Genomic DNA, 26,133 nt, shown 5'->3' on the forward strand with positions numbered 1-26,133 from the left:
AGTAAAACACTTTCATACCAAAACAAATAAGCCCGGATCGCTCCGGGCTTATTGCATTATATCTATTTCTATATCTTCTACTTCACTTCTTCATAATCCACATACTCCCCCCCTTTGAACCTCGATGACTCGCCGTTGTTTTGCGGAGCACTGTCAACCCGGATGCCCCCTGGTTTGGTGCGGGCGCGCTCGGCCTGCTGTTGTGCACGGTATGCTTTCTCCTGTTGCTTGATCAGCTGCCTGCCCACAAGCAGGTGGAAAAGGAAGCGCCGAAAAAACGGCACAAATGCGATCAGGAGCAGGAATATGAATAATATATTAAATAGCACTTTCATCTTTCGACAATGTTTTTTACCTCAATCAATAACGTAAACCTAACATAATTAGCACACGAATATAAGGAAAACCGCATGAAAGACGAAACCGCAAACTGAGCGGCGCTATCCGTTTACCAACGGTTGCCTATGCAAGATCGACCGCTTTGCTGTTCTCCACGACGCGTTCGTAATAGGCTTCGTAATGCGGCAGGATCTTCGCCACATCGAATTCGCGAGCCCTTGCCAATGCATTCGCTTTAAAGGTAGGCAGGTTGGCATCGTCGAGAATGTAGGCAGCGTGTTTTACCATGTCTTCTACATCGCCCACGTCGCTCAGGAAGCCGGTTACGCCGTGCACGTTCAGCTCGGGCAAACCACCTGCATTGGAGGTGATGATGGGCACTTCGCAGGCCAATGCTTCCAGGGCAGCCAACCCGAAGCTTTCAGATTCGGAAGGCATCAGAAACAGGTCGGCTACGGAAAGTACCTCTTCGATTGCATCGAGTTTACCCAGGAAACGAACGTCCGAAAGCATATCCAGATCTTTACAAAGGCGTTCGATGCGCATCCGGTCGGGGCCGTCGCCTACGAGGAGCAACTTGCTCGGCAGCAATTTGCGCAGCTTTTCGAAAATCATGATCACATCGTCGATCCTTTTGACCTTCCTGAAATTGGAGGTATGGACGATCAGTTTCTCGTTATTAGGACAAATGGCGAGTTTGAAGTGATCTTTCTTCTGCCTGTTGAAACGGTCGAGGTCGATAAAATTGGGGATTACCTCAATATCCTTGGTGATCTTGAAATGATCGTAGGTATCCTTTCTGAGCGAGTCGGAAACCGCAGTAATACCATCCGACTGGTTGATACTGAACGTTACCACTGGCTCGTACGAAGGATCTTTTCCAACGAGGGTAATGTCGGTGCCGTGCAAGGTGGTGATCACCGGAATATGAATGCCCTGCGCAGCGAGGATCTGCTTTGCAAGGTACGCCGACGACGCGTGCGGGATCGCATAATGTACGTGAAGTAAGTCAAGGCCCGCATTGGCCACTACATGCACCATTTCGCTTGACAGCGCCGACTCGTAAGGCGGGTACTGGAACAATGGATACGCAGGTATATTTACTTCATGATAATAGAGGTTCTCATTAAAAAAGTCCAGTCGTTGAGGCTGGGAATAGGTAATGAAATGAACCTGGTGGCCCGCTTTCGCAAGCGCTTTCCCAAGCTCGGTAGCTACCACACCGCTTCCTCCGAAGGTAGGATAGCATACGATACCAATTTTCATATTAGGTCAGCAAATGGTTGAATGTCCGGTATGAACAACCGTCCGGACAACGGTACAAATTAGCTAACAACAAATGCGCGTTTTTTATCCCACAAATGGATAAAGAAGTGAAGAATTGTCGTTAATGGTATAAAATGAATAATTTTATTGCCTAAACCTTCTTTTTCCAGCGTCAAACTTCATGAATGTGTCGGCCAGACCCAAGATTACAGCGTGGGATTATGTAACCGGGAGTGCGCGTCTTGTGCGCATGACCAACCTCGTCATTGTAGCTCTGACACAGTACCTTACACGCATCCTACTCATCGGTCCGAGGCATGAATGGAAATCGATCGTGTCGGACATTGATATGTTCGTTCTTTCGCTGTCAACGGTTTGCATTGCCGCTGCCGGATACATTATCAACGATTATTTCGACGTCAAGATCGACATCGTCAACAAGCCTGAAAGAGTGGTGGTGGGCCGTTACCTGAAACGCCGCTGGGCTATGGGTGCACACCAGGTCCTGAATGTTGTCGGTGCGATACTGGGCCTGGTGGTCAGCCCGTACGTGTTCATTATCAACGTATTCTCGATCACGTTGCTCTGGTTCTACTCTGAGCGTTACAAGCGGCTGCCGTTCATCGGGAACTTCATTGTTTCGCTGCTCACGGGGCTTACATTGCTCATACTCACCGTGCACTACCCCGCCAACAGGCATTTGGTGTTCATTTACGCGGTATTTTCCTTTTTCATTTCACTGATCCGCGAGGTAGTGAAAGACATGGAAGACATTCGCGGCGATGAAGCGCACGGTTGCCGTACGCTACCGATTATCTGGGGCATCCGCCGGACCAAAACATTCCTCTATTCGGTTATTATCATTTTTGTACTGACGCTCTTCGTCATGGCGCGTGCATTGCAAAACAACTTGCTCACCCTCCTCTTCCTACTGCTCCTGATCCCGATCGCATTGCTCGTGCTTCGCCTGTACCAGGCCGACACGCGTCGTGATTTCAAGGATATCAGCAGCCTTTGCAAGATCATTATGCTGCTCGGGCTGATTACCATGATCTGGACCTGACACACCGATTAATTTAACATTCCATGCCGCTTGATTAACCGGTTGAAAAGTTATATTTGGTCACCCCAAACTAAATCGCTATTACCAATATGAAAAAGTTCATCCTATGGAGCATCGCGTGCATGATGATGCTCAGTCTGAGGGCCTATGCCCAGGAATGCGCCGGTTTTGCCTTTAAAGAAGGAGGAGGATTCGAAATGAACAACTATGACGGCAAAGGCAAGGCGCTCGGCAAGCTCACCTATAAAATTGCCAAAGTAGCCAAAGAAGGCAGCAACACTGTCGCAACGATTGACATGGAATCTTTCAATACGAAAGGTAAATCCGAGCTAAAAAACACTTACCAGATAAAATGCGACGGGAATGTACTCACGCTTGATGCGGCTTCGATGATCAACCAGGAGCAGATGAAATCGTTTCAGAATATGGAAATGAAGTTTACCTACGACAACATCGAGATCCCGTCCAAACTTTCGGTTGGCGACAAGTTGAAAGACGCGGCTGTGAAAGGCGAAGGAAAGTCAGGGCCGATGCCTGTAGTTTTCAATATGTTTATTAAAAACCGCACGGTGGCGGGCCAGGAAAAGCTTACCGTCGCGGCGGGAAGCTATGATGTTTACAAGATCAATTCGGATATGAATATGGAAATGGTGATGGGCTTTCCCGTGAAAATGGAGATGCAAACCGTTTCGTATCGCGCTCCCGGAGTGGTGTGGGACCTGAAAACCGAGACGTACCGCAAGGGGAAACTGATGGGATATAGCGAACTCTCCAAAATCTATTGATATCAGACAACTCTATATTAACATTTCCTTAAAGAACGGCTTCCGGTTCGTCGGCAAGCCGTTCTTTTATAGCTTTGCCCGGATATTTTCCCGAAGAAACTTCTTATCTATTATATATCAACTACGCTTAATAATGAAGAGAATTGCCATTTTTGCCTCCGGTTCGGGGTCCAATGCCGAAAAGATCTGCGAGCATTTCGCGGGCCGCGACGACGTGGATGTGTCGCTGATTTTCACTAACAACCCCATGGCCGGAGTGATCAAAAGGGCACTTAAATTACAGGTTCCGGTTGTGTTTTTTGACCGGAAAACCTTTTACCAAACCGGAAAAATCCCCCAAATCCTCCAAAACGAAGGGATCGACCTCGTTGTACTCGCAGGCTTTATGATGCTTGTACCACCGGTGCTGGTGGAAGCATTTCCCAATAAAATGATCAATATCCACCCGGCATTGTTGCCGAAATACGGCGGAAAAGGTATGTACGGGCATTTCGTTCATGAGGCCGTGGTGAATGCGGGAGATACCGAATCGGGCATTACGATCCATTATGTGAACGAGCATTACGACGAGGGCGACATTATTTTCCAGGCTACGTGCGATGTCGCGCCCGGCGACACGCCCGAGGACGTCGCACGCAAAGTGCACGCACTCGAATATGCGCATTACCCGCGCGTGATCGACGAAATCCTTACAGGAAGATAAGCGCCATGCTGTTCTTCCTGCTAGCGGTTGTTTTTACGGTGATGCTCTACCTGATCATGCGCGCTTATCCGCGCTATCGGGTAGACTCGTTCCACGCCGTGGTTTTTAACTATTACTCCTGCGTGCTTACCGGCCTGGTTCTGACGCCCGACCTAGGCCTGTTCACGAAAGTGCAGTGGGCATCGGAGGGAACGATCCTTACTATGGCACTTGGAGCGATGTTTGTCATAGCATTTATGCTCATCGGGCTTACTGCGCAAAAAGTGAGTGTGACAGCCACGTCGCTGGCAGGTAATATGTCGTTGGTGATCCCGGTGCTGTTCGGGCTTTTTGTTTTCAGGAATAACAACAAGGACTTTACCCCGCTCAACTACCTCGGGCTCGTGCTTGCGCTGGTGGCACTGGCGTTAGGGGCGATCCAGCGTTCGCCCAGATCGTCCGATGCTGCCAATACGGGACAAGCCGCGAAGCAGGCATTATGGATTTTACCGATATTGACATTCTTTGCAACCGGCACCAACAATACACTGATCAACTTCTTGTCCTCCAAGTACTATCCTGCCGGGCAAATCACTGTTTTTATGATCATCGCATGCTTTGGCGCGGTAGTGATCGGCACTTCGATCCTCGTTTACCGCATCATTGCGCATGGTCATTCACTAAAACTCCGCAGCGTCGTCGGCGGGCTTCTACTCGGCGTACCCAACTTTTTATCACTCTATTTCCTTTTACTCGCACTTGCCGCGTTCGGAAATAGCGCAGCTTATGTTTTCCCGATCTATAATATCCTGACCATGCTCGTCTCAGCCCTTGCCGCCTGGGCATTGTACAAGGAGCGCCTCAATACACTGAATAAGTGGGGGCTGATACTTGCAGTGGCGGCCATTGTGCTCATTTCCTACCAGGAACTGAACCTGTAATCCCGCGAGCGCTGTTTACCGATCATGACTGACACCGCCATTCTGCATATTCCCGAGCAAGACAAGCCACTCAACAAGAAACAAAAGGAGTTTAACCTGCTTTCCGACACCATCGAGGCGCTCGACCGCCAGATTGCCGACCTTCGACAGGCGTATGACGAAATGCTGCGGCGAATGCCATCCGACCTGGATCCGCTCGTGCGGGAATACCAGGGCTATCGGGCCGATATTGTCAACCTGTGGGACCGGACCTACGAGGCGGAGCATTTCCGGAAAGCCTATCAAACCAAACTGGCCTTCCTGATTACCGAGAATGCCTACGACCTCATCAAAAACCACGCACTGTCCGAGCTGAAACCTGTTTTTAACAAATACAGCCCGGTGAACATCGACGTATTGCTCGAAGAAGAGCGAATGAGAGAAGTCTCCCGCATCAAAGACCCTGCTTTTTTACTTGAAAGCGAGTATGAACCAGAGCCGGAAGTATCGTTTCACGAACTGCCGGAAGAAGAACAGCAACGCATTAAGGCGGAAAAAAGGGAGCAACGTATGAACCAGCGCACACGGGAAGCGCAGCAGGCAAAGACCACGAAATCGGTGCGGAGCGTCTACATGGAACTCGTAAAAACCTTCCATCCCGATCGGGAAACCGACGAAGCCGAAAAGCTGCGTAAAACTGAGACTATGCAGCGCATTACGAAGGCCTATCAGGCCAACAATCTGCTCGACCTGCTGAAACTGCAAATGGAACTCGAACAAACCGACCGAACCGGCCTTGAAAATCTCAACAAAGATCAACTGAGCTATTACAACAAAATTCTGCGGCAGCAGATAGAAGAGCTGAATCAGCAGAAAATTGCGATCCAGCAGAGGATATCGGCCATTTGCGGCCTCCCCTATCAGCACGCCAATTCCCGGATCACCGTTATTGCGAAATTCAATGCCAATATCAACGAGTTGAAGGCTGAAATCAAGAATATTAAGCGGGTGTACAGGCACTGGCTCGTTCCATCGCAGCTCAAAGCTTATCTCAAACCCTTCCAAATCCCCAATCAGCCGGAAAAAGATTCGGATGAATAGCCGGAAAACGCCCGTTCTTTGCGGGAAACGTATACAATGCGTAGATGTTTTTCCACGATATTCACCATTCGGATAAATGTGATTTTATAAATATGGCTGTACACAATGCTAGTGTTTAGCTGGTTAAGCGAAAGGAGGCGCAAAATGCACCAGTGGCATATAATTTGTGTTTAGCGGGATTGACGCACCCAAACTCACATTTAGATGAAAAATTGCATTTTTTTGCTGCTCGCAGTCGTGTTTTGTAGCTCGCGGGCACAAGCTCAGGAAAACGTTTCCATCGGCCCGCTGGTAGGCTTATCGATTGCCAATTTCCGCGGCGATGTTTCGAACACCGACTGGAAACCCGGATTGACCATTGGCGGCTTCTACAATTACAGCTCCGAATCAGGCTTCGGTTTCAGCGGACAGCTGCTTTTTACACAGCTCGGCGCGCAAATCAACAACAAAACCAATGAAATTAACCTAAACTACATCCAGGCCCCATTATTGGCTACTTTCTTTTTCGGGCGTTACGGCGACCGTTTACGCCCTAAGATTTTTCTTGGTCCCAACCTCAACTTCCTGGTTGGTGCAAGGGATAAGAACGGGAACAACATCAATGGAGATTCCAACAACCGAATTTACGCTCCGTTCGACCTTGGCCTTACCTTTGGCGGTGGATTGAACTACCGCCTGCAAGAGAAGATATGGCTGAATTTCGATGTACGGTATGGCGTAGGGTTGCTCGATGTAACCAGACTCGACAATTCTAAGGTTCGCAACAACAACTGGGGAATCAATGTGGGGCTGAGCTTCCCGCTCGGCACCTACAACAAACATACCGGAAGGCTACGTACGCGCTGACACACTATAATCCATGAACAGAAGGGCATCCAAATTTGAGTGCCCTTCTTTACTTTCCCTACCGGTAAGTTTTAACGCACACTGCCTATGCTTCAAAAGGATTTGCTGAAAATTACCAAATGGGGCCTGGGAACCGCCTTGCTGATCTGGATGATCGGCTGGCTGATGCTGATTCCCGAAGATTTATCTGCCCAAATAGCCGCAATCTCTGCCGAAGCGGTAAAGAATGGCCGTTTAAACGAACAGACGGGCATCTCAACGCCCGTCATTTCATTCTCCGTAGCCGCCATGCGACTTTTCGGGATCAATCAGTTATCGCTGCACATTCCCGGCTTTCTGGCTATCCTTTTCAGCCTTTTTTGTGTTTACCGTTTCACCCGTGCGCTTGCGGGTGCGGAGCCGGCCACCCTTTCCGTGCTGATATTGGGTACGTCGCAAGCCACATTCCTGGTCAATAATGAACTAGGCGATTCCAGTTACCTGGCGGCGTGCTTTGTTTTTGCAATTTGGCAACTCACCGCCTACCTCGAAAACCGAAAAATGATCAGCCTGCTGCTTTCCCTCATCGGTACCGCGGGTTTAGTATGGGTTAAAAATACGTTCCCCGACAGCACCAACGAATGGCCTGTCGACCCACTGTTGACGTTGCTGGTAACATTCTCCCCATGGACGATCTTCTTCATCCTGGCAATGATCGACCTCACCCAGAGGGTTATTTTCCCCGATCAGGGTAAGGACGAAAGGCATCAACTGATTTGCCTTCTCGCAATCATCATGCCTTTTATTTTCAGCTATCTCAACCCATTCAGGGCCACTTTTGACGTGTATATGGCCTATCCCGTAGCAGCGGTGGTTACGGCAATCTATATCATCCGTCGCCTCCAAAATGCCCCGGAAATATTCTCGGGCCTCCTGGCATATGTACACGCTGTGGCCGCATATGCCGCGCTCGCGCTGCTGTTTTGCCTGGTGTGGTTCACATTCCCGGCTGATAATTATTATGGTCTGGTCCATTTCATGGCACTCCTCAGTATCCTTACCTGGCTGATCTTCTTCTCTTCAGTCCGTAACAAGCTCATTGTCGGTTGTGTGGTATTCGCGATCGGGGCTAACATCGTGCTGACTACCTATTTTTATCCTAACATCTACGAGTACCAGGCCCCCGCCAAGCTCGGCATTATCGCCAGGGCCAATGGCGCCTCACAGGAACGGCTGTTCAGTTACCAGGCAGGGACACCTTACAGCCTGCGCTTTTACTCGGGTACGCAGGTGACCGAAATGGATGATTTTGGAAAACTTGTCGGCATGAAGAATTGCCTGGTTTACACGCACCAGAACTTCGTGGGAGAATTCAAAGCCATCCGCCCTGATCTGCAAATCCTGGGAAGCTGCGAGGAATATCCCAGAAGAATCCTCGATTTCCGCTTTCTGGATCCCAATACCAGGGCTTCGTATGTACAATCCAAAGTGTTGATCAAATTGTAAACTAAGCGATAAAAAGAATAGTCATATATTCCTGGTCAATTTCACTTTGAAATACAAAGTACTTTCATATATTTGAATTCAAAAACTTAAACGATCACTTGTCCTATGCAAACTATCAACACCAGATTATCGCCCTGGCATGTCGTTGCCGTCATTTTGCTCGTCCCCCTACTCTTGACATCCCTCGCCTTGTGGCACTGGAAACCGGGGATTTTCGTGCTCACAGCTGCGCTTATACTTGGAGGCACACGTATCGCATACGAACTCATTATTATGAAAAAAATAGGTAACCGCGCCTACCAGCTGGCCTTCGGACTGGCCATTACCGCCGTCCTGCTGCTGGGTTGGATGAACGTAGCCGTCAGAGGTATTCTGGGCGACAATCCTGCCAATATGATGTATTTCGGCGTGTTGCTGGTGGGTATGACGGGCGCGATCATCGCCCGCCTCGACCCAATGGGTATGTCGCACACATTGTCTGCGACGGCATTTGCCATGTTATTAGTACCGCTGGTCGCCTGGCTGATCGGAGTACCTGCATTCGCCAATGGCCTGGCGGCCGTTTTCGCATTACATGCCTGTTTCGCGTGGCTGTTTGCCGGGTCTGCATTGCTATTTCGTCGCGCGGCCCATTCCACGCATGAATAGATAAAACCGGCTGGCATAATGCGTTCATAGCGATTAGCCGTACCTTTGTAGTCTTTTACGAAATGCATTATGACTTTTGAAGATTTAAATCTCTCTAAACCGCTTCTGAAAGCGCTTTCAGAAGCGGGCTATACCACCCCTACCACGATCCAGCACAAGGTCTTTTCGGTTATGATGTCCGGAAAGGATGTATGCGGCATCGCCCAAACCGGTACCGGCAAGACTTTCGCCTATTTGTTACCTACACTCCGGCAGATTGAATATGCCAAAGATCGCCTTCCGCAGCTATTGATCCTCGTGCCTACACGCGAGCTCGTGGTGCAAGTGTTGGAGGAAGTCCGAAAGCTAGCGGCTTACACGACATTGCAAGCCGTGGGCGTGTACGGAGGAGGAAATATCAAAGTGCAAATGGCGGAGCTTCATGAAGGTGCCGATATAGTGGTGGCCACACCGGGCCGCTTGTACGATCTGGCACTGAATGGCTCTTTGAAAAGCAAAAACATTAAAAAGCTGGTGATCGACGAGGTGGATGAAATGCTGAACCTCGGTTTTCGTCCGCAACTGAAAAATATCCTCGATTTGCTGCCTCAACGGCGCCAGAACCTGCTTTTTTCAGCGACCATCACCCAGGAAGTGGAAGCGCTGATGAAGACCTATTTCAATGATCCGGTACGCATTGAAGCCGCCCCGGTGGGTACGCCGCTCGAAAATATCGAGCAGCAGGCATACGAGGTACCTAATTTTTACACCAAAGTAAACTTGCTCGACCTCCTGCTTGACCGGCACGAGGAAATGAATAAAGTCCTGATTTTTGTGGCCACCAAAAAGCTCGCCGACCAGCTCTACGGTCAGCTTGAACTCGGTTATATGAACAAAATCGGGGTGATCCATTCCAACAAGGACCAAAACCACCGCTTCAACACGATCCGACAGTTCCATGCCGGTAATTACCGCATCCTGATCGCAACCGACATTATCGCCCGCGGGCTCGATGTGGCCGAAGTATCGCACGTATTCAATTTCGACATTCCCGAAGTTCCTGAAAACTATATTCACCGGATAGGTCGCACCGGCAGGGCTGACCAGAAAGGTATTGCCATTTCCTTCATTACGGAGCGAGAGAAGCCATTTCAAGAACAGATCGAAGAATTAATGGATTTTGAAATACCTATTCTTCCATTGCCCGAAGGTTTGAAGATTTCGGAGGTACTGACGCCCGACGAAGAGCCCAAAGTTTTCATGAAAAACATCGAGCTGAAACGTCCTAAACGCGAGGATGTCGGCCCGGCATTTCACGAAAAGAAGGCTAAAAATCAGAAGGTTAATATCCGCCGCGATCATGCGAAGGAAAAAATGGCCAAATACGGCCGGCCTATCAAACGTTCGGGCAAAAAACCCAGGAAATAGTCAAGCGCCAGATATTCAAATCATTTTGCAGGATTTCGTGTTGATCCTGCATGAATATCTGGCAAATTTTTCAAAGACTGCGTCCTTTCGTACAGCCGTACCACCGGCAAATTGCGTTCGCATTATTCCTTACCCTACTCGGTGCCATCACCGCACAGGTAAACCCCTGGGTGCTCCGCTATACTGTTGACACGGTGCAATCGATGCTCGACAAGCATTGGGGCATCCTGCAAGGCAAGGAGCTGCTGTTACAAATCACGGCGATACTGTTCGTGAAAGAAATTGTGAATACTTTCATCGTTTTCGGACAGCGGTATTTTGGTGAAAAAATCCGTATTAAAGTCTCCAGCGATCTGGCTCAGAATGCCGTCAACCGCATTCTGACTTACAATCTTGCGTTTTTCAGCGACAACGATAATCAGAAAGGCAAGCTGCAAACCCGCATTGATCGTGGTGCGGAAAGTCTTACAAAACTGATCCAGAACTTTTTTATCGACATTCTGCCATTATTTGCCAATGCGGTTGTCGCGCTGGGCATTATGTTCTCGGCCAATTTCTATGTCGGCTGCATTGCATTGGCCATTCTGCCGGTTTATTTCTGGGTAAGCTACAAGCAGGCCGGTCAGTTGCAGGGCGTTCGCCGCAAATTGAAACGGCAGCGTGAGAACAAAAGCAACGGGCTGATCAACCTGATCGAGTCGGTGATTGTGATCAAATCCTTTGTGCGCGAGAAGCTGGAAGGTGAAAAACAGTATCGGCTACAAATGGAGTTAATGGATTCTCAGCTCAAAACGCGGAAGACTAACTTCACTTACGACGGCATCAAGAGCTTTATCGAGCAAATCGGCGTAGTATTGATCATTATTCTGACGGCCTACCTGGTGCTCGACCAGCAAATGTCCATCGGCGCGATCATGTTCCATATTTTGCTGTTCAATAACGTCTCCGCCCCTATTCGTCAGCTGCACCGCATTTACGACGAGATGAACGACGCACTTACCTATTCCGAAGGCTTCTTCGATATTCTCGACGCGAACGACTCCGTGGAAACAAGTGGCAAAACAGTGAAAGCACAGTTTCACGGCGATTACCAGCTCCGCAACGTTTCATTTGCCTATCCTAATGGAACGAAAGCATTATCAGGTATCGATATGGAGATCAAATCGGGGCAGACCACCGCATTGGTGGGCCTGTCAGGTGCCGGCAAAAGTACGCTCATCAACCTGCTCGTAGGCTTCTATGCACAAGATACGGGCGAGATCCTGCTCGACGGGCAGCCATTGAAATCCTACGACCTGTCCTCACTCCGAAATGCGATTGGTATGGTGCTTCAAAAGAACCACATTTTCAAAGGCTCCATTGCGGAAAACATCTGGTACGGCAAGCCCGACGCCTCTTGGAACGAGCTCGTGGAAGCGTCCAAAAGTGCCTATTTGCATGAACAGATTATGGAACTGCCCGGCGGATATGAAACGGACGCGCAACTGCTTTCGGGAGGCCAGCAGCAACGCATTGCCATTGCGCGCCTTTTTCTCAAAAATCCACCCATTATTTTCCTCGACGAGCCTACCGCCAGTCTCGACGCCATTGCCACCGAGCAGATCAAAAATAGCCTCGACGCGATCAAGAGAAACCGGACGGTCGTCATCATTTCACACAGCCTCGCACAAATTCTCGATTCCGATCAGATTTATGTCATGAAAAAGGGGCAGATCGTCGAATCCGGCAAACATGAGGATTTGTATGAGCAGAATGGTGTTTACAGACAGATTTTTAATGCTTCCGCCCGAAGCCTGAACCTCGGAAAGATGCTCGAAACCATGAGCCGCGACCAGGATTGAAAATTTTTAAAAATATTTTCTGGGATCAGTGATCTAAAGACATCCTTCCAATCGTATGTCGTTTCATACCGAGGAACAATCAATCCAAAACCGTTCAGTACAACGTTCGACGCCGGTGCGGATTTGAAGATACAATTTAATTATTGTGGAGGGTAAGGTAATACATAGAGAGGGTGGCAAATGTCACCCTCTCTTTTTTTGAACATAAAAAAATCCCGGAGTGTGGTCCGGGAGTATGATATTGGAAGAGGTCTATGTGATATTAATGGCTTTCTTTCTCTTTTTCCAGATTGAACAGGTCGTTCAATACGTCGATCAGCGTTTCGGCTTCTCCTCTTTTGCAAGCGGCTTTCAATTGAAGTACCGGCAGTTTGAGTATTTTCTGCATCATGCTGGTGGTAATGCGTTCCACTTTTTCCAGCTCCGATTCAGTGAGGTTCTTCGTAAAGCGCCCCAACTCCTCTTTGCGGATCTGTTCGAGTGCCCCTTTCAGTTTCTGGATTGTCGGAGAAACGATCATCTCGCGGGACCAGTCATTGAATTCCAACACCGCTTCGTTGATGATCTCCTCCACATGCGGAACAGAATCCAGGCGGCGCTGCAATGCTTCGTCGGCTTTCGAGCGAATCGAATCGATCGTGTAAAGCATCACCCCCGGCACTTCTTCCACCTCCGGCGATACGCTGCGTGGTACCGAAAGGTCGATAAAATATTTGAATGACATGCCACGAAGACGCACCATCATTTCCTTCGTGAAGAATGGCTCTTCGCGCTGGATGGACGATACGATAATGTCGGCATTGGAAATTTCGGTTTCAATATCTGCAAAATCCGCTACCCGGAAGCCCAGCTCTGCACCGAGTGCTTCGGCCTTGCTGCGGGTTCTGTTGAGGAGCGTTACTTCCGCATTAGTATTCTGCGAAAGGTTGCGGCACACATCCGTTCCGATCTCGCCCAATCCTACTACGAGAATCTTGGGGTTTGGCATCAGCCCTTCGAGCAATTCTACGGCTGCATAGGAAACAGAAGCAGCGCCATCGCGGAAAAATGTTTCCTGCGCTACGCGTTTGTTAGCAAAAAATATCGTGTGCAGCAGGCGGTGCAAAAACGGCCCGGCCATATTGAGGTCGGCCGACCATTGATATGCATGCTTGATCTGGTTCGGGATCTGCATATCTCCTACCACTTGTGACTGTAAGCCCGTGGCTACGTGGAACAGGTGCTGCACCGCAGCGTCACCTTCCGAAAACTGCTCAAAATAGGCTTTGAAACTTTCTACATCTTCAACCCCTTTTTCGATCAACAAAAGCTTGATAATGTCTTCGTTAAGGTCGTTGGCGGAGGAGTAATATATTTCAGTGCGATTGCAGGTGGAGACGGCAAGAACGTCGGAGATATCGAAAAAATCTTTAAGACGAAGCATCATGCTCTTTGCTTCCGCCTCATTCAATGCAAGCTGTTCCCTGATAGCAAGAGGAGCATTCCGATGTGATAAACTGACTGATTTGAACTGGTTATACATCACTTGGTCTAATTCGATTCACAAAAATACTGTACAAAAATCATAATATAAATGTGGAACTATGACCGTTCACTTATTTAGAAAGCATTTAAATAAAACTGCCATAAGTCATACAAATTTCACCCCTGGAACGGTCGGAAAACATGATCCTCGTCATATTCACAACTGACCCGTGAGGGTGATGAAAAACGGTTGTGAAGCCACTAAGCTTAAATTATTTGCGTTATTTGTAAACTATAACATTAACATCGGGATTATTGTGCCCGACCCGGAATGATCAGCGAAACCCCAAAAGAAAAACCACGTTTCAAGCTGCACCCTGTAGCCATCCTGAACAGCCAGCGCCTGCGCCGTTCGTTGATGGATACTTATGACCAGAAAAGCTTTTATAAATACGTGATCGGGATTATCCTGCTCATTCTGAGTATTGGTTCGTTGTTTTACACCGACAAACTGGTAGAGGAGCTGGAAGAGCGCGAGGAAAGGGAAGTTCAACTTTATGCAGAAGGGCTGCGCTATGTCGTGAACAGCCCGCTTGACGAGAATTTCAACGTGATTTACCAGGTCATCGAGGATGCCGTGAATTTCTACCAGATCCCGGCCATTTACGTGGATGAGAACAACATCCCGAACCCCAACAAGAACATTAAATTCCCTGCCAAGGTTAGTCGCCAGGAGCGCGAACGCATTATCCAGGAAAAGCTGGAAGAAATGAAACTCGAACATCCGCCCATTCCGGTGGAGCTGGGTAAAGGCCGGGCGGGGAAAATCTATTACAGCAACTCGTTTTTGCTTACTCAGCTTCGTTACTACCCATTTTTACAGCTTTCCGTCATGCTCCTGATCGGCTATCTGGCATATCTCGCATTCAGTTCGGCACGGAAAGCCGAACAGAACCGGGTTTGGGTGGGCCTGGCGAAAGAAACGGCCCACCAGTTGGGCACGCCGCTTTCCTCGCTCATGGCCTGGGTGGAGTACTTCCGCAGTGATCCTACGATAGATCCGTCCATTGCCGAAGAAATTGAAAAGGACGTAATACGGCTTGAAATGATCACGACCCGCTTTTCAAACATCGGGTCCATTCCAACCCTCCGGCAGGAGCCTATCGCTGATATTGTGACCCATTTTATCAACTACCTCGAAAAACGGGTTTCTTCCAAAGTAAAATTCGAAGTCCATAACCAGCTTGCCGAAGAGCAAACTACCCTGCTGAACAAGAACCTGTTTGAGTGGGTGATCGAGAATATCTGCAAGAATGCGGTGGATGCGATGAGCGGCGTAGGCGAGATCCACGTTACACTCCAGGCGCCTCCGCGCGCGAAGGAAATCTGGATCGACATTGCCGATACCGGCAAGGGTATGACCAAAGCGCAGGCCAGCAAAATCTTCAATCCCGGTTTCAGCACCAAGAAACGTGGCTGGGGTTTGGGACTAACACTTGCCAAGAGGATTATCGAAAACTACCACGCCGGCAAGCTCTTCGTCAAAAGCTCTGAGGTAGGAAAAGGAACGACATTCAGGATCATCCTGAATGCCGATATTGTGGAAGAATCTTAGATGATTATGGCAGAAGCGGTACTACCACGGTGTCTGTCGTGATCTGGTTGCTGACCCTAAGTGCACGATCGATAATCCTGACTTTGTACTTCACTGTGGTGGGCACGGTGCTACGCGACTTGAGGAAACGGGCATTCAGGTCGAGCTTCCCCTTGATCGGGCCCGCCTTTCCATCCAGTTTCAACCTGGGAAAAAATTTGAATTTATCTCCGTCGAGAATACTTTCGGACCAGGAACCGTTTTTTTGCTTAATCATCGTTATCAACTCGTAGTTACCTTCCAGATTCCAGCCGGGTGCATTCTTATATTGCTTGGTAAAACTCACAGTATCCTGTACTTCCGCATTGGTAGCCCCCAGGTCTCCATCGCCATCTTCAAAATCAATCGTTATGGTTACAACTTCCGTTTCCCCCGACGGAGCACCATTGACACTGTCGATCTGCGTATCCTGTGAAATGCCGTTATAGTAAATCACCGGCGTATCACTGAAATCGGGGATATCGACGCATCTTGCTGATGCAAACGCCAATAGTATGAACAGGGAAACTTGCAGCTTCATATGAGTTCTATTTTTAACTTTGCTTTTTTAGTATCTACGAAAGTAAGAGGATTGGAACTTCAAAACAATAAATCGATTGCCGAAATACGGGCAGGGCTCCGGGAGCAGATCGTGACCTTCGAACCGGCCGATTTTGAGTCGCTTGCGCTCAGGGTTTTCCGCTTTCAGGCTGAGTATAATCCCGTTTACAGGGAATATATCCGGCACCTGGGCGTTGAGCCGGCACGTATCACCGATTTGACCCAAATTCCTTTCCTTCCAATTCAGTTTTTCAAGAATCATCGCGTCGCTACGGGGCAATCTTTCGACGCGTCAGTTATTTTCCAGAGCAGCGGAACAACCGGTCAGACTACCAGCCATCATCATCTTTACGACGAGCCGCTTTACAAAGCAGTTTCCTATCGTATTTTTCAGCATAACTATGGCGATTTGAACCGCTTTCACATCCTGGCACTGCTACCGTCATACCTTGAACGAAACAATTCTTCACTCGTGTATATGATGCAGCATTTTATTGAGGAGAGCGAATCCGAGTATTCGGGCTTTTACCTTAATAACACGGGCGAAATGCTGCATGTGCTACGCCACCTCGCCGACAATCCCGATGGCAAAGGCGTTCTGCTGCTGGGCGTTACGTTCGCATTGCTGGACCTCGCAGAAAGCAGTTTTGACCTTTCATTTTTGCAAAATATCGAACATTTCACGGTTATGGATACAGGAGGGATGAAGGGCCGGCGGAAAGAACTGCTCAGGGAAGAGGTCCACGATATCCTTACCGCCAGCTTCGGCGTGCCGGCAATCCATTCCGAATATGGTATGACCGAACTCCTTTCACAAGGCTACTCGCATGGCGGGGGCTTGTTCGTGCCGGGATACACGATGCGCGTGCTGTTGCGGGACATCAACGATCCGTTTGCGATCAGCGACCACAACCTCGGTTCTTCGAAAACCGGCGGCATCAATGTCATCGACCTGGCCAACCTGGATACATGCTCTTTCATCGAAACCCAGGATCTTGGGCGCTTCGGGGAAAAAGCAGGGACCTTCTACGTCATGGGCCGCTTCGACAACTCGGACATCCGGGGCTGCAATTTAATGGTACTCTGAATCGTTAAAATGACCGTGCTGCGCATAGCCTCGCGGTTACATTTTAATATAAATTTAATCCCTCCGACTACCCTCTAAAATAGCCTGATACAGCCCTGGTACCTATATAGAATCATTCTAACCAACATATGAGTCAGAATATTTCATAAATTAGCAGGCTGTTCAAAATTGCATTTATCGAATGCGGAATTTCACTTTGGATTGTTAACCTATATTAGTATATAAGATGAAAAGACGTGATGCCCTTGGTCGTGTGGCACTATTAATGGGTGGCACACTCTCCGCGCCCACCATGCTGGCTTTTCTGGAAGGCTGTAAATCTTCCACGGAGACCGCCTCTGCAATGACTTTCCCGTTCTCCACGGACCGTAAGGCGCTTGTTTCGGAGGTGGCTGAAATTATCATTCCCAAAACGGACACCCCGGGGGCAAAAGATGCCAAAGTGGGCGAGTTTATTGAAATGATGCTGAAAGACTGCTACGCGGCGAAAGATCAGGAAAGCTTTAACAAGGGCCTGGCAGAGTTGGAGAAAAAGGATTTTCTGAAAGCAAAACCGGAAGAACAAACCAAAATCCTGAAAGAAATGGAAGCCAGCGCGAAAGATGAGCTCGCGAAGGCAGGGGAGGAAAAGAAAAAATATACCGAAGCAGGGAAGGAATACACCGACGCCGGTGTGCCCTTCTTCCGCCTGATGAAAGAGTTGACACTTCTGGGCTACTTCACATCCGAACCGGGCGCTACCCAGGCGCTCGAATACGTTGCCGTTCCGGGTCGTTACGACGGCTGCATCGACCTGAAACCAGGCCAGAAAAACTGGGCAATGTAATCCCAAACAATCATGTAAGGGCCGCCACGGCCATATTCTAAAATTTTTTGAAGCATATTCATCATGAATCTGAACATAAAAGCAACAAAACAAGCCACTTACGACGCAATTGTGGTGGGTTCGGGTATAAGCGGCGGATGGGCCGCAAAAGAACTGACCGAGAAGGGTTTGAAAGTACTGATGCTCGAACGGGGCCGGGACATTAAGCATATTGTAGATTATAAAACTGCTACTCTCGCACCGTGGGAGCTCGAACACCGCGGCAGGGTTACTACCGTGGCGAAAGAGGAATACTGGGCAGGTATCCGTACAGGCTACACTGCCAACGAAGAGCACCGTTACCTCTTCGAAAACGACAAAGAAAATCCTTACCTGGAAACCCGTAAATTCGACTGGATCCGTGCATACCACGTTGGTGGCCGCTCCTTGCTGTGGGGCCGTCAGAGCTACCGTCTCAACCCGGTTGATTTTGAAGCGAATGCCAAAGAAGGCATTGGTGTAGACTGGCCGATCCGTTACGCCGACATCGCACCATGGTATGATTACGTGGAGAAATTCGCGGGTATCAGCGGTGCCAAAGATGGTCTCGACGTACTTCCAGACGGCCATTACCTGCCCCCGATGCAGATGAACTGTGTGGAAAAGCACGTCAAAGGCGAAGTAGAGAAGAAATTTGCCGGCCGCCACATCATCATGGGCCGTGCCGCGCACCTTACGCAGCCGCAAGCATTCCATACCGAGCTCGGCCGCGCGGCGTGCCAATTCCGTAACATGTGTATGCGCGGATGTCCGTATGGCGGCTATTTCAGCACGCAAGCGGCTACATTGCCCGCAGCGCAGAAAACAGGCAACCTCACATTGCTCCCGGATTCGATCGTTTCAGAAGTCATTTTCGATGATAAGCTGAATAAGGCGACCGGTGTACGCGTGATCAACCAGAATACCCTTGAAACCAAGGAGTATTTTGCTAAAATCATCTTCCTGAATGCGTCGGCAATCGCTTCGACGTCGATTATGATGAACTCGAAATCAAAACGCTTCCCGAACGGATTAGGTAACGACAGCGATCAACTAGGCCGTAACATCATGGACCACCACCTGGCTGTCGGTGCGCGAGGAGATGTGGAAGGTTTCGAAGACAAATACTATTTCGGACGCCGCGCGAACGGTATCTATATTCCGCGCTACCGTAACTGGGGCAACGACAAGCGTGATTACGTGCGCGGGTTTGGCTACCAGGGTGGTGCAAGCCGCGAAAGCTGGGGCCGTGGCGTAGGAACCGACGGTTTCGGTGCTGATTTCAAAAAACAAATGTCGCAGCCCGGCGGATGGACGATGAATATCGGTGGTTTCGGTGAAATGATCCCTGACGAGAAAAACCGCTTCACGCTGCACGCCACGGAAAAAGATAAATGGGGGCTTCCGCTAGTCGTTTTTGATGCGGCTTATGGCGAAAACGAGAAGAAAATGCGTCAGGACATGATGAACGATGCTGCTGAAATGCTCGAAGCGGCGGGTCTGAAAAACGTGACGCCGTACAACGACGAATCGAAACACCCGGGTATCGGTATCCACGAAATGGGTACGGCACGCATGGGTAACGACCCTAAAACCTCCGTTCTGAACAAGTACAACCAGGTTTGGGGCGCCGAGAACGTTTATGTTACCGACGGATCGTTCATGACTTCTGCATCCTGCGTGAACCCGTCGCTGACCTACATGGCGATGACCGCGCGTGCAGCCGACCACGCTGTGAAGGAGCTCAAAAAGATGAATGTATAACGGGCGCTGATCCGCATCGCTATAAAAACCTCGCAGGTAAATCCTGTGAGGTTTTTTCTTTTTGGGTGTAACCCTTTCCGCCCATTTATCAGTATTGCCTGTAAAACGTTCCCTAAACCGCATTGCTTTGAAAGAAACCGCTACCCTGCCGCCCCAACGTGTTTCGTCGGTCGACGCCTACCGTGGATTTGTAATGTTCCTCATGATGGCCGAAGTGCTGCGGCTTGGCAAAGTGGCCGAGGCATTTCCTGAAAGTGCATTCTGGGCATTTCTGGATTTCCACCAGAGCCACGTTCCCTGGGTAGGATGCTCACTGCACGACCTGATACAGCCCTCCTTCTCGTTCCTCGTCGGGGTGGCGCTCCCCTATTCTATGGCCAGCCGCGCGAGCAAGAATCAATCGGTGACGATGATGTGGGCACACACGATCCGGCGGTCGCTGGTACTGATATTGCTGGGCATTTTCCTGCGTTCGATGCATTCGGAGCAAACCAACTTTACATTTGAAGATACGTTGACACAAATAGGTCTCGGATACCCCATTCTCTTTGCATTAGGATTCGGTTCAGAAAAGATTCAACGGAACGCTCTGGTCTGGGGGGCATTAGCGGTGATTTTAGTGGGTTATGCAGCCTTCTTTGCATTATATCCGCTTCCGGGCCCCGATTTCGACTGGTCGCAAACCGGTACCACGGCCGACTGGGAACATAACCTCAAAGGCTTCGCAGCGCATTGGAACAAAAATACCAATGCGGCCTGGGCATTCGACCGGTGGTTCCTGAACCTCTTCCCGCGCGAAAAACCGTTCGAGTTCAACCGCGGCGGTTACAGCACGCTAAGCTTCATTCCCACATTGGGAACTATGACATTAGGTTTGATCGCCGGCAAATGGCTCAAATCGGCAACGTCGTCGACGTTGCTGTTAAAACGCTTCCTGATTACAGCCGCAGTGCTTCTGGTACTCGCCCTGGCATTTCATTTCACAGGCCTTAACCCGATCGTGAAGCGCATCTGGACACCCGCCTGGACGCTGTTCAGCGGCGGTTGTGCGTTTTTGCTCCTTTCTGCATTCTATTTTGTGGTGGACGTGAAAGATTTGAAGTCATGGTTTTTCCCACTGATCGTGATCGGTACCAATTCGATTGCTGCATATGTGATCGCCGATGGGCTTGGTAGTTTTATCCGAGAGTCATTCAAAATCCATTTGGGGCAGCATTACGACGCCGTTTTTGGGGAAGGTTATGCTTCGCTCGTGAGTGGGACATTGATCCTTCTGACAGAATGGTTGATCCTCCGGTGGATGTACAAAAAGAAGATTTTCATCAAGATCTGAGCTACGCCCCTATCTTTGGGGTTATTCTCAACTATTTTTCACATGCTGAAACTTCAAGCCGTACACCATATCGCAATCATTTGTTCCGACTATCGAAAGTCGAAACAGTTTTACACAGAGGTACTTGGGTTTACCATCGACCGGGAAGTCTTCCGCAAGGCACGCGACTCCTACAAGCTCGATCTTTCGCTGAATGGTCAGTACATTATCGAATTGTTCTCCTTTCCGTCACCGCCCGCGCGAGTTTCCCGCCCGGAGGCTTGCGGGCTCAGGCACATTGCTTTCAAAGTGGAAAACGTGGAAGAGGCTATCGCCGATTTGAATGCAAAGGGCATTTTTCCGGAACCGGTCCGGATTGACGAGTTTACAGGAAAAAAATTCACGTTCTTCGCAGACCCCGACGATCTGCCCATTGAGTTGTATGAAATTTAACGGATGAGAACAAGATCAGGCAGCTGCCGTGAGACCATAGCTGCGTTGGTTGCCTGATTCCAGTTTGCAAAGCATTTCATAGAATTCCGAAGTGCGCGTAAGGTGCTCGTCCATCAGGCGTTGCGCCTCAGGTTCGCGGTCAAGATAATGCCGGAGCGATTTGTAGAGTTGAATAGTAGCCGCTTCAATCCTTTTGAGGCAGGAAGCTACTTCCTCTCTGCCTTTTGCATTTTCCAGCAGTTGCATGGAGGTATGGGAAGTGAACTGGTTCTGATCTGCCAGCTCCTTATCGGTGAGGAAACACTTGAAATAATCGTATACAGCACGGATTTCTTTCTGAAACAAAACGGCACTGAGATGTCCCTGGCTTAGCACCCGCCTGAACGGGCCCATACCGTCCATTTTCAATGCTTCCAGATACAGGACCTCCCTCTTCTTCTGCTCATTCCATAATGCCCTGATCATCTGAATGAACTCTTTACCTTTGCTCTCCTCCATATGCTGTAAACGTTAAAGCGTTGTAGAAGAAATTCTTAAAAAATTGTACCCGAATTAGTTCCTGATTCGTGATTTACCGGTATTTAAACAGTATTTCCCATTTAAGTCATAAAATCGGTTTAATAAACTTTTTTCAAAATACCAGGTACAAAATCAGCACTGTTTTGTGGGCAAATTTTGCCATAGCTGTCGCCTGTGAAATGGGGAAATGGGGAGCGTGCAAACCACATACCGGAGTGCATTTTTTTGTCCTGACCAGAAAGCCGCTAACTTTGCTGGCTTTACAATATTTGAGCGCTATCGCGGTTTTTATTGAGCAGCGAAAGCCTAATACAAATTTCTGAATATGTCCAAAATCAAATTTCATATTGGTCTCATTACGATTTCTCTTGTCAGCGCGTGTAAAACTACGGCCCCACCGAAGCAAGTAGTAGCCGAAACTCAGCCGCTTCTTGAAATTGGAAAAGAGCAATTCTCCCTCGATGATTACCAGGATTCTTACAATAAAAACAAGTTCGCATCCGATTCGACCAAGGCATTAACCCCGGAAGAATACCTTCCGCTTTATACCGATCTGAAAATCAAAGTACTTCAAGCAAAATCGGAAGGAAAAGATACCACACTCGATTACCGCGAGGAAATAGCCTCCTATCGCGACCAATTGGCAAAAAACCACCTTGTGGATAAAGAATTGGTCGAAAAGCTAACCAACGAGGCCTACAACCGCCTGAAACAGGAAGTGCGGGCGTCGCATATCCTGATCGGTGTCTCTGAGGACGCTTCACCTGCGGACACGCTCGAAGCCTACCGCGCCGCGATTGCCCTCCGCGGCCGCCTCGAAGAAGGTTCGGATTTCGCCGATATGGCTGCCCGCTTCTCCAAAGATCCTGCCGCAAAGACTACCAAGGGCGATTTGGGCTACTTCACGGCTTTCCAGACGCTTTACCCGATCGAAACCGCAGCTTACACATTGCCCGTTGGCAAAATATCACAACCGGTTCGGACAAAAGCGGGTTACCACCTTATTAAAGTCAACGATCGTCGGACCAACCGCGGCATGGTGCGCGTGGCGCATATCATGGTAAAGGTAGATACGGCAGGCACGGCGGCTCAGAAAGAATCGGCCAAAGCCCGGATCGAGGAGGCATATACGCAACTACAAAACGGTACCGAATGGAATACGGTAGTCGATAAGTATTCCGACGACCGCGAATCCAGAAAAAATGGCGGGCTGCTACCGTTGTTTGGCACCGGCCAGATGGTGCCGGAGATCGAAGAGGCCGCATTTGCGCTGACCCGCATACAATCCTACTCGAAACCAGTGCTGACGATGTACGGCTGGCACATTATCCGTCTGGTCGAAAAACGCCCGATTGAAACGCTGGCTAATATGGCACCGTCGCTCCGTAAGAAAGTCGTAACCGATTCGCGCGGCAAGGTGATCGAGCAGGCCAATGCAAAACGGCTGCGCGAGAAATATGCCGTGCAGGAAGCCGCAGATCAGTTGCAGCAGGTTGCAGCATTGGCGGATAGTACATTGCGGGTGGGCAAATGGGATTACCAACGCGCCGTTTCTGCCGATTGGTCGACTGTTACCCTGTTCCGCATTGAACAGCGGCCTTACGACGCATTGTCGTTCCTGAACTACGTGAAACGCAAGCAGGCACCTCGTCCGAAAGACGCCTCTCCGGCGATTGTCTTCCGTCGCTATTACAATGATTACCTCACCGAATCGCTCGTGGAATATGAAAAAGAGCATTTGGAAGAAACCAATCCCGAATTCCGCAGCCTGATGAACGAAATCCGCGAAGGTGTATTGCTTTCGCAAATTATGGAAGAACAGGTTTGGCAGCGCTCGCTCTCAGACTCCACCGGACAGCGTAGTTTTTATGAGCGGAACAAGGCGCGCTATAACTATCCCGAACGCGCATTCGCGACCATCGTAACGGCGAAAGACACGCAAACTTTGAACAGCGTGAAAAAAACCTTAGCTACCAGTCCCTACAAGCTGGAAAGAAAGTCGAAGGAACTGTTATTCCCCGTCAATTCCGCCGAAATCGGCAATCAGCAGCTGGAAGCGCTGAATGACCTTTATATTATCATGGAAAAAAATGCGGATTATGTGGTCGAGATCGCCGGATACCGTTCTGCCGACGAGCCGGAAATCATTTCTTCGACCCGCGCCCGCAATGTTGTGAAATATTTAAATGCACGAAACATCCCAATTCTGCGTATCATAGAAAAAGACTACGGTTCTTTCAGGCAATCGGCCGAGCAAGAGCGCAACCGAAGGGTGGCATTCCAGTTTTACAGCCAGTCGAAAAGCGACGTTGAAAAGGTTTTTAATGCTGACGCCCCGGGCTCGGTGACGATCCGGGAAGGCTATTTTCCAAAGGCAGATCCACTGTTCGCAGGTTTCAAATGGCAGGCGGGCGAGCAGACGGTAACCAGCACCGGCAGCGTCCTGTGGGCGAACATTGCGAAGATTGATCCGCCTCGCCCTAAAACATTCGCGGAGGCGCGTGGAACGGTGATTAACGATTACCAGAAAGAACTCGAAAAACAATGGCTGGCCAGGTTGCAGGAGAAATTCCCGGTTAAAGTCAACGCGCAGGAATTAGAAAAAATTAAGCGTTAGCCGTATTTTAGCATTTATAAATTGAATCTGTTTCATTTTTAGAGTTTAATTCAATAAAACCCGCAATAATCCAAATCAGCATACAAGGAAAATATGAAAGTAAATAAATGGATCGGGGCTCATTTGATAGCCGCTTTCATGCTGCTGATCAGCGTGATAAGCTACGGACAAGGTCAGAAGGGAGTGAGCCTGGACAAGATCATCGCCAGGGTCGACAACCACTACATCCTGAATTCGGAGCTGGAAGACATGTATAACCAGTACAAGGCCGAAGGGCGGCAGGCGCCTGAGAAATGCCAACTGCTGGAATCCCTCATCATCAACAAAATGCTCCTTGCCAAAGCGGAAATTGACTCGGTAACCGTCGAAGACAAGCAAGTGGACGGCGAACTGAATGCGAAGATGAATTACATGATCCAGCGCTTCGGTTCGGAAAAAAACATTGTGGAAGCCTACGGCAAAAGCATTGAAAACCTCAAAAATGAACTTCGTCAGCAGGTAAAGGACCAGAAAATCGTCGAGAAAATGCAGCAGACGATTTCCGGCAATGTTAAAATCACACCGGCGGAAGTACGCAAATTCTTCAACTCTATTCCCAAAGACAGCTTGCCTTACATTCCCTCGGAAGTGGAGGTTGGCCATATCGTCAAAAAAGGAACAGTAACCCGTGAGCAGAAAGAAAAACTGAAACAACAACTGCTGGACCTGAAAGCACGCGCTGAAAAAGGCGAAGACTTTGCCATGCTGGCGCAGATTTATTCGGAGGATTTGGGATCGGCCAAAGTAGGCGGTGACCTGGGCTTTGCCAAGCGCGGAGCAATGGTACCGGAGTTTGAAGGGGCCGCATTGGCACTCAAACCCGGTGAAATGTCGGGTGTGGTTGAATCCCAGTTCGGTTTCCACCTCATCAAACTCCTAGAAACAAGAGGTGCAGAATACCACGCAAGGCACATCCTGCTCCGCCCCGATTACAACAAGGGCACGGATATGACCGCGGCTACCCGCGCGCTCGATAGCCTCCGCACGCTCATTAAAACTGACTCATTGAAATTCGCAAAAGCCGCTTTGGACAACTCCGACGATAAGGAAACTGCCGAATCGGGTGGACTTATACAAGACAGAAGCACCGGACAATCCAAGCTGACGCTCGACGCTTCCATGGACCCGGCGCTCTACTTCGCGATCGATACCATGAAAGTGGGTGATTTGAGTATGCCTATTTCGTACCGGCTTGAAGACGGCAGTAGCGCCATGCGTATCCTTTGGTATAAAAGCAAATCAGAACCGCATACGGCCAACCTGCACGACGACTACGAAAAGATGGCGCAGATTGTACTCAGCAACAAGCGTAACAACGCGCTGGAAGAGTGGTTCAAAAAGGCGCAGGGCGACGTTTACATTAGCATCGAACCCGAATACAGAAATTGCAAAGTACTTGGGCTGGCCGCCAACGCCGACGATTTATAGCGGTAAAACGGCGGTAATCATTGCTTTTA

At 49.3% G+C, this 26,133-nt stretch carries 23 protein-coding genes; 18 read left to right on the forward strand and 5 right to left on the reverse strand.

Annotation, left to right across the window (positions count from 1 at the left end):
* Window positions 1-77: 77 nt before the first annotated feature.
* Window positions 78-335: a DUF4834 family protein gene (locus AC2YIT_RS01110; protein WP_430843291.1), complete on the reverse strand. Its 258-nt coding sequence runs from the start codon at window positions 333-335 to the stop codon at window positions 78-80.
* A gap of 127 nt (window positions 336-462) precedes the next feature.
* The gene (gene bshA, locus AC2YIT_RS01115) at window positions 463-1,605 is read right to left on the reverse strand and encodes an N-acetyl-alpha-D-glucosaminyl L-malate synthase BshA (protein ID WP_106598535.1); all 1,143 of its coding nucleotides are present in this window, start codon (window positions 1,603-1,605) and stop codon (window positions 463-465) included.
* 181 nt (window positions 1,606-1,786) lie between these two features.
* Here bshA and AC2YIT_RS01120 point away from each other — a divergent pair, with 181 nt between their 5' ends.
* The 10 genes from AC2YIT_RS01120 to AC2YIT_RS01165 all read left to right on the forward strand — a co-directional run bounded on the left by AC2YIT_RS01120 (window position 1,787) and on the right by AC2YIT_RS01165 (window position 12,383).
* Window positions 1,787-2,668: a geranylgeranylglycerol-phosphate geranylgeranyltransferase gene (locus tag AC2YIT_RS01120; protein ID WP_430843288.1), complete on the forward strand. Its 882-nt coding sequence runs from the start codon at window positions 1,787-1,789 to the stop codon at window positions 2,666-2,668.
* Window positions 2,669-2,757: 89 nt separating this feature from the next.
* Window positions 2,758-3,453, forward strand: a complete 696-nt coding sequence (locus tag AC2YIT_RS01125) for a TapB family protein (protein WP_487277978.1) — start codon at window positions 2,758-2,760, stop codon at window positions 3,451-3,453.
* A gap of 133 nt (window positions 3,454-3,586) precedes the next feature.
* Window positions 3,587-4,156 carry a phosphoribosylglycinamide formyltransferase gene (gene purN / locus AC2YIT_RS01130; RefSeq protein ID WP_430843285.1) on the forward strand — a complete coding sequence of 190 codons (570 nt, stop codon included), beginning with the start codon at window positions 3,587-3,589 and terminating at the stop codon, window positions 4,154-4,156.
* A 5-nt stretch (window positions 4,157-4,161) separates the two neighbouring features.
* Window positions 4,162-5,076, forward strand: a complete 915-nt coding sequence (locus AC2YIT_RS01135; RefSeq protein ID WP_487277979.1) for a hypothetical protein — start codon at window positions 4,162-4,164, stop codon at window positions 5,074-5,076.
* A 24-nt stretch (window positions 5,077-5,100) separates the two neighbouring features.
* A complete protein-coding gene (locus AC2YIT_RS01140; RefSeq protein WP_487277980.1) occupies window positions 5,101-6,156 on the forward strand; it encodes a hypothetical protein in 1,056 nt (351 codons plus the stop codon).
* A gap of 204 nt (window positions 6,157-6,360) precedes the next feature.
* Window positions 6,361-7,002: a porin family protein gene (locus tag AC2YIT_RS01145; protein ID WP_430843279.1), complete on the forward strand. Its 642-nt coding sequence runs from the start codon at window positions 6,361-6,363 to the stop codon at window positions 7,000-7,002.
* A gap of 87 nt (window positions 7,003-7,089) precedes the next feature.
* Window positions 7,090-8,487, forward strand: coding sequence for an ArnT family glycosyltransferase (locus AC2YIT_RS01150; protein ID WP_487277981.1), 1,398 nt, complete (start codon window positions 7,090-7,092; stop codon window positions 8,485-8,487).
* Window positions 8,488-8,592: 105 nt separating this feature from the next.
* On the forward strand, window positions 8,593-9,135 hold the full coding sequence (locus tag AC2YIT_RS01155; protein ID WP_487277982.1) for a hypothetical protein: 543 nt from the start codon (window positions 8,593-8,595) through the stop codon (window positions 9,133-9,135).
* A gap of 69 nt (window positions 9,136-9,204) precedes the next feature.
* Window positions 9,205-10,542: a DEAD/DEAH box helicase gene (locus AC2YIT_RS01160; RefSeq protein WP_430843273.1), complete on the forward strand. Its 1,338-nt coding sequence runs from the start codon at window positions 9,205-9,207 to the stop codon at window positions 10,540-10,542.
* Window positions 10,543-10,592: 50 nt separating this feature from the next.
* Entirely contained in the window at window positions 10,593-12,383 is a 1,791-nt protein-coding gene (locus tag AC2YIT_RS01165; RefSeq protein WP_487277983.1) for an ABC transporter ATP-binding protein, read from the forward strand.
* A gap of 262 nt (window positions 12,384-12,645) precedes the next feature.
* On the opposite strand, the gene hemA is transcribed toward AC2YIT_RS01165, so the two are convergent.
* On the reverse strand, window positions 12,646-13,905 hold the full coding sequence (gene hemA, locus AC2YIT_RS01170; RefSeq protein ID WP_430843269.1) for a glutamyl-tRNA reductase: 1,260 nt from the start codon (window positions 13,903-13,905) through the stop codon (window positions 12,646-12,648).
* Between the two features lie 273 nt (window positions 13,906-14,178).
* On the opposite strand from hemA, the gene AC2YIT_RS01175 reads away from it, so the two are divergent.
* Entirely contained in the window at window positions 14,179-15,462 is a 1,284-nt protein-coding gene (locus tag AC2YIT_RS01175; protein ID WP_430843267.1) for a sensor histidine kinase, read from the forward strand.
* Window positions 15,463-15,466: 4 nt separating this feature from the next.
* Here AC2YIT_RS01175 and AC2YIT_RS01180 read toward each other — a convergent pair whose 3' ends face one another.
* Window positions 15,467-16,021 (reverse strand): hypothetical protein, encoded by a 555-nt coding sequence (locus AC2YIT_RS01180; protein ID WP_487277984.1) that lies wholly within the window; start codon window positions 16,019-16,021, stop codon window positions 15,467-15,469.
* A gap of 51 nt (window positions 16,022-16,072) precedes the next feature.
* Here AC2YIT_RS01180 and AC2YIT_RS01185 point away from each other — a divergent pair, with 51 nt between their 5' ends.
* From AC2YIT_RS01185 to gloA2, 5 genes are all read left to right on the forward strand, one after another.
* Window positions 16,073-17,128 (forward strand): long-chain-fatty-acid--protein ligase, encoded by a 1,056-nt coding sequence (locus AC2YIT_RS01185; RefSeq protein ID WP_487278481.1) that lies wholly within the window; start codon window positions 16,073-16,075, stop codon window positions 17,126-17,128.
* Window positions 17,129-17,354: 226 nt separating this feature from the next.
* Complete coding sequence (locus tag AC2YIT_RS01190; RefSeq protein WP_291194752.1) at window positions 17,355-17,954, forward strand: gluconate 2-dehydrogenase subunit 3 family protein; 600 nt, start codon at window positions 17,355-17,357, stop codon at window positions 17,952-17,954.
* A 63-nt stretch (window positions 17,955-18,017) separates the two neighbouring features.
* On the forward strand, window positions 18,018-19,736 hold the full coding sequence (locus tag AC2YIT_RS01195) for a GMC family oxidoreductase (RefSeq protein WP_430843261.1): 1,719 nt from the start codon (window positions 18,018-18,020) through the stop codon (window positions 19,734-19,736).
* A gap of 127 nt (window positions 19,737-19,863) precedes the next feature.
* Complete coding sequence (locus AC2YIT_RS01200; RefSeq protein WP_487277985.1) at window positions 19,864-21,069, forward strand: acyltransferase family protein; 1,206 nt, start codon at window positions 19,864-19,866, stop codon at window positions 21,067-21,069.
* Window positions 21,070-21,111: 42 nt separating this feature from the next.
* Window positions 21,112-21,501 (forward strand): SMU1112c/YaeR family gloxylase I-like metalloprotein, encoded by a 390-nt coding sequence (gene gloA2, locus AC2YIT_RS01205; protein ID WP_487277986.1) that lies wholly within the window; start codon window positions 21,112-21,114, stop codon window positions 21,499-21,501.
* Window positions 21,502-21,516: 15 nt separating this feature from the next.
* Here gloA2 and AC2YIT_RS01210 read toward each other — a convergent pair whose 3' ends face one another.
* A complete protein-coding gene (locus AC2YIT_RS01210; RefSeq protein ID WP_430843255.1) occupies window positions 21,517-21,999 on the reverse strand; it encodes a hypothetical protein in 483 nt (160 codons plus the stop codon).
* A 346-nt stretch (window positions 22,000-22,345) separates the two neighbouring features.
* On the opposite strand from AC2YIT_RS01210, the gene AC2YIT_RS01215 reads away from it, so the two are divergent.
* Window positions 22,346-24,637 (forward strand): peptidylprolyl isomerase, encoded by a 2,292-nt coding sequence (locus AC2YIT_RS01215; RefSeq protein ID WP_487277987.1) that lies wholly within the window; start codon window positions 22,346-22,348, stop codon window positions 24,635-24,637.
* A gap of 93 nt (window positions 24,638-24,730) precedes the next feature.
* On the forward strand, window positions 24,731-26,104 hold the full coding sequence (locus AC2YIT_RS01220) for a peptidylprolyl isomerase (RefSeq protein ID WP_487277988.1): 1,374 nt from the start codon (window positions 24,731-24,733) through the stop codon (window positions 26,102-26,104).
* The last annotated feature ends 29 nt before the right edge of the window (window positions 26,105-26,133 follow it).

This window comes from Dyadobacter sp. SRI_021, from assembly GCF_057586235.1.